5 protein-coding genes are annotated in these 4,446 nt (G+C 72.7%); all 5 read left to right on the plus strand.

Going from position 1 to position 4,446, the window contains the following annotated elements; all coding sequences use genetic code 11:
* The first annotated feature begins 32 nt into the window (after positions 1–32).
* A complete protein-coding gene (locus HRL41_RS11550) occupies positions 33–872 on the plus strand; it encodes an ABC transporter permease subunit (protein WP_172137150.1) in 840 nt (279 codons plus the stop codon).
* Positions 869–1,813 (plus strand): PhnE/PtxC family ABC transporter permease, encoded by a 945-nt coding sequence (locus HRL41_RS11555; RefSeq protein WP_371808848.1) that lies wholly within the window; start codon positions 869–871, stop codon positions 1,811–1,813. Before HRL41_RS11550 ends, HRL41_RS11555 begins: the two co-directional genes overlap by 4 nt.
* A gap of 156 nt (positions 1,814–1,969) precedes the next feature.
* Entirely contained in the window at positions 1,970–2,422 is a 453-nt protein-coding gene (gene phnG / locus HRL41_RS11560) for a phosphonate C-P lyase system protein PhnG (RefSeq protein WP_165173695.1), read from the plus strand.
* On the plus strand, positions 2,419–3,120 hold the full coding sequence (locus tag HRL41_RS11565; RefSeq protein WP_172137152.1) for a phosphonate C-P lyase system protein PhnH: 702 nt from the start codon (positions 2,419–2,421) through the stop codon (positions 3,118–3,120). The genes phnG and HRL41_RS11565 overlap by 4 nt, the downstream gene beginning before the upstream one ends.
* Positions 3,121–4,446: carbon-phosphorus lyase complex subunit PhnI (locus tag HRL41_RS11570; protein WP_172137153.1), on the plus strand; the 1,326-nt coding region annotated here is incomplete at its 3' end.

The following is a 4,446-nucleotide window of genomic DNA, read 5'->3' on the forward strand; positions in this document are numbered from 1 at the left end:
GGCGCCCCTCGCCGCGAGCGGGGTGGCGTGACGTGGCGGCCCTCGTAAGCGCCGCGCGCACGGGCGCTGCGGGGAGCGCCGAGGCGCAGGCCGCGGCGTTCTTCCGCAAGCGCCTGCTCTTCCTCGCGGCCGCCGTGGCGGCGTTCCTCGCGCTCAACGCCGTCTGCGCCGTGTACGTGGACTACAGCTTCGTCGACGCGATCATCCAGGTGCCCGCGGGCCTCGCGTGGCTGATCGTGGAGTTCGCCCCGTCGGCGGCGTCATTGGAGAAGCTCGGCGTGATCCTGCCGGCTCTCGGGTCCACCATGCTCGTGTCGGTTGCGGCGAGCTGCGTGGCGGCCGTGCTCGCCTTCGCGCTCGCCGTCATGGGCTCGCGCTCGGTGGGCCTCGGCGGCCCGCTGCCTTTGCTGGCGCGCGGCATCGCCTCGCTCTTCCGCAACATCCCCGTGGTGGCGTGGACGTTCGTGCTGCTCTTCTCGTTCAAGCAGAGCGAGTTCACGGGGTTCCTCGCGCTCCTGTTCACCAGCTTCGGCTACCTCGTGCGCTGCTTCCTGGAGACGGTCGACGAGGCGGCGAGCGGCCCGGTTGAGGCGCTGCGCGCCGTGGGGGCCTCGTACCCCCAGATCATCGCCCAGGCGGTGATCCCGCTCACCATCACGCAGGTCATCAGCTGGGTGCTCTACATGATCGAGACCAACATCCGCGACGCCACGCTCGTGGGCATCCTCACGGGCACGGGCATCGGGTTCGTGTTCGACGTGTACTACAAGAGCTTCCGCTACGACGTCGCGGGGCTGGTGATCCTGGCGGTCATCGTGGTGGTGATCGCATGCGAGATGACGTCGAACTTCGTGAGGAGGCGGATGCTGTGAGCGGGCGCGGTTTTAATCGCACGTCGGAGGACGTGCACGTGGCGGGACGTGCGGCGAAGCGCCCGGCGCCGGCGGCTGCGGGCGCGGTGCCTGCTGCGGCGGGCGCCTGCCCTGGCGCGCGCCTCGGCCGCTCGGGGGGCGTCAAGGTGCACGTGGCGAGCCGCGAGAACGTGGCGCTCGTGGCGGTGGTGGCGCTGCTGGCCGCGGTGAGCACGTTCGCGCTTCTCACCATGGACTTCGGCAAGGCGACGTTTCCCGCGGCGTGCGTCGAGGCGGTCGAGGATTTCGCCGCCATGATGCTCACCCCGGGGCTCTCGGGTCACTTCACGCTGGTCGACGTGGTGGAGGGCCTGTTCGTGTCGCTTGCGCTCGCCCTGCTCACCACGCTCATCGGCGCCGTGATAGCGTTCGTCCTGGGGCTTCTCGCCTCGTCGAACCTGTCGAATCGCGCGGTGAGCAACGTCATCAAGGCGCTGATGTCGGTGGCGCGCGCGGTGCCCACCATCTTGTGGGTGCTCGTGTTCTCGGTGGCCATCGGGCTGGGGCCCGAGGCCGCGGTCACGGGGCTTCTGTTCCACAGCGTGGCCTACCTGGTGAAGGCGTACTCGGAGAGCTTCGAGGAGGTCGACCCCGGGGTCATCGAGGCTCTGCGCGCGGCGGGCGCGTCGTGGTGGCAGGTGGTCATGCGCGGCGTGGTGCCCGAGAAGGCCAGCGAGATGCTGTCGTGGACGTTTCTGCGCCTCGAGATCAACTTCGTGAACGCCGTGGCGGTCGGCGCCGTGGCGGGCGCGGGCGGCATCGGCTACCAGCTCTTCTTGGCCGGCGGCTTCTACTACGACATCCACGAGGTGGGGCTGATCTCGTATCTGTGCCTCGCCGTGGCCGTGGTGCTCGAGGTGGCGGCCACGCGCCTGCGGGCGCGCCTCGTCACCTCGCGCTGAGGGCGCGGGTGCGGGGCATGGGCGCGCGAGCGTCGGCGCGCGAGCCCAGGTGGAAGGCATGGGCGCGGAAGCAGGGCGCGAGCACGACGTGGCGCGCCGGCGCAGGGCGCAGGGCGCCGGCGCGTGACGAGGCAGGGAACAGGAAAGGAACGGCAGATGCTGAATCGCTACCGGCGCACGCGCGCCTTGGTAGAAGAGGGCGGTGAGCTCGCCGCCGAGATCGCGTTCTTCGTGGAGAACGAGGCGCGGCGGGCGGGGATCGACGTGTCGGTGCTCGACGAGCCGCGCGAGGAGCTGGTCATGGTGCGCGTGCGCGAGACCGCCCAGGGATGCGAGTTCTTCCTGGGCGAGGCGCTCATGACCACGTGCCGCGTGTCGGTGGGCGCGCACACGGGGCTGGGCATGGTGCTGGGGTCGGACCGGCACTTCGCGCAGAACCTGGCCGTGATCGACGCCGCCTTCTCGGGCGGCATGGGCGAGGGGCTCTCCCGCACGTGGGAGGCGCGCCTGCGCGAGGCCGAGCGCGGCATCGCGCGTCGCCGCGCGCGCGAGCAGGCGCGCGTCTGCTCCACGCGCGTGGACTTCTCGATGATGGAGGCGGAGCTATGACAGAAGAACCTTCGCGGGCCTCCCTGAGGGAGGAGGCGCTGCACCGGCACCAGCGCAACTTCCGCCGCGTGCTCGACGCGTGCGCGTATCCGGGGACGGTCGTGCGGCTTGAGGTGGATGCGCGCCCGCAGGCGCACGGCGCGGCGCCCGCCGCGCTCGGCGAGGCGCTGTTCGAGGCGGTGAGCCTGCTCGTCGACCAGGCGACGACGTTCTGCGTGGTCGACGCCGCCCATGCGGAGGCGACGTCCTTCATCGCCGGCGAGACGCACGCCCGCCCGTGCGACGCGCCTGACGCGGACTTCCTCGTGGTGACGAGCCGCGCCTGCTCGAGCGTGGCGCGCCGCGCCGTCCTCGGCGCCCGCGCGGGAGACCTCCTGGCCCCCGAGCGCGGGGCGAGCGTGATCGTGGGCTGCGAGTACGTGCGGTCCTTCGGGCAGTCCCTCGTGCGGCGCAGCGCGCCTGCGGGCGCGCGCAGCTCCAAGCCGCCGGCTGACCTCTGCCGCGTCGAGGTGCGCGGGCCGGGCGTGGACGGGGCCAACCGCTTCGTCGTCGACCGCGTCGACTGGGCCCTGGCGCGCGCCGAGCGCGCCGACGAGTTCCCCTGCGGGATCGACGTGCTCCTGGTCGACCGCGACGGCTTCGCCGTGATGGTGCCGCGCACGAGCGCGCTCGCGCTCGCCGACGGAAAGGCGGCGTAGATGGGATACGTTGCGGTGCGCGGCGGCGGCCGCGCCATCGAGGAGAGCCTGCGTCTGCTCGAGGCCGAGCGGGTGTCAACGAGGGCCGACGCGAGCGCGGCGGCTGTCGAGTCGACGCTTCCCGACCTGGTCGACCAGGTCATGGGCGAGGCGTCGCTCTACGCGCCGCGCCTGGCCGCGCTCGCGCTCAAGCAGGCGCAGGGCTCGCCCGACGAGGCGGTGTTCCTGCTGCGCGCCTTCCGCTCGACGCTCGAGCGCCCGTACGTGTCGCGCGCGGTCGACACCGCCGGCATGTACGTGCGCCGGCGCATATCGGCGGCGTTCAAGGACGTGCCGGGCGGGCAGGTGCTCGGCGCCACGCGCGACTACAGCCACCGCCTCGTCGACTTCGACCTCGCCAGCGAGGGCGCAGCCGAGCGCGCCGACCGGGCCCGCGCGCTGTCCTCCCACTTCGCCGCGGCGGAGCTTCAGGCGCTGCGCGCAACCGACGAGGTCCTTCGCGCCGCCGACGAGGACGGCGCCGACCCGCTGGCCGCATGCGGGCGTCTGCCGCGTGCACTCGACTACCTGCGCGACCAGGGGCTTCTGGCGCCTGCGCCGCCTGCGGGCGCCGTCGCGCCGCCCGACGACGCCACCATGACCCCGCTCGTGATACCCGCCTCGCGCTCGATGCGCCTCCAGACGCTCGCGCGCGGCATGACGCAGGCGGTCGAGGCTCTGGGGTACGCGGCCATCCGCGGGTTCGGCCCCGCGCACCCCACGGTGGGGGAGCTGCGGAGCGGGCTTGTCGAGGTGGTCATCGACCGCCCGCTCGGCACCGGCGAGCTCGCCGACGCGTACTACGCGGGCACCGTCAGCGTGACGGAGGTGGAGAGCCTGTTCATGGCGGACGCGCGTGACGGCGGCGACGCGGGCGCGGGCTCGGGCGGCGATGGCGAAGGTGCGGGCGCGGGTTCGGGCGGCGGCGAAAGCGCTGCCGAAGGCGAAGGCTTGGGGCCAGACAGCGCCGGCGATGGCGCGGATGCGGGGCTTGCCTTCGAGGTGGGCTACGGCATGGTGTTCGGGCGCTGCGAGTCGAAGGCGATAGCCATGAGCGTGCTCGACCGCTGCCTCGAGATAGGCGACGCGCGCTATCCCACCCAGGACGAGGAGTTCGTGCTCTACCACGTCGACGGCGTCGAGGCGTCGGGCTTCATCTCGCACCTCAAGCTGCCCCACTACGTCACCTTCCAGTCGAAGCTCTCGAGCGTGCGCGCGACGCGCGCGCCAGGCGCCGAGCCCAGCGCGCCCGCTGCGGCCAGCGCGCCCGCCGAGCCCAGCGCGCCC

It is taken from the genome of Adlercreutzia sp. ZJ473, from assembly GCF_013185065.1.
Classification (GTDB): domain Bacteria; phylum Actinomycetota; class Coriobacteriia; order Coriobacteriales; family Eggerthellaceae; genus CAAEEV01.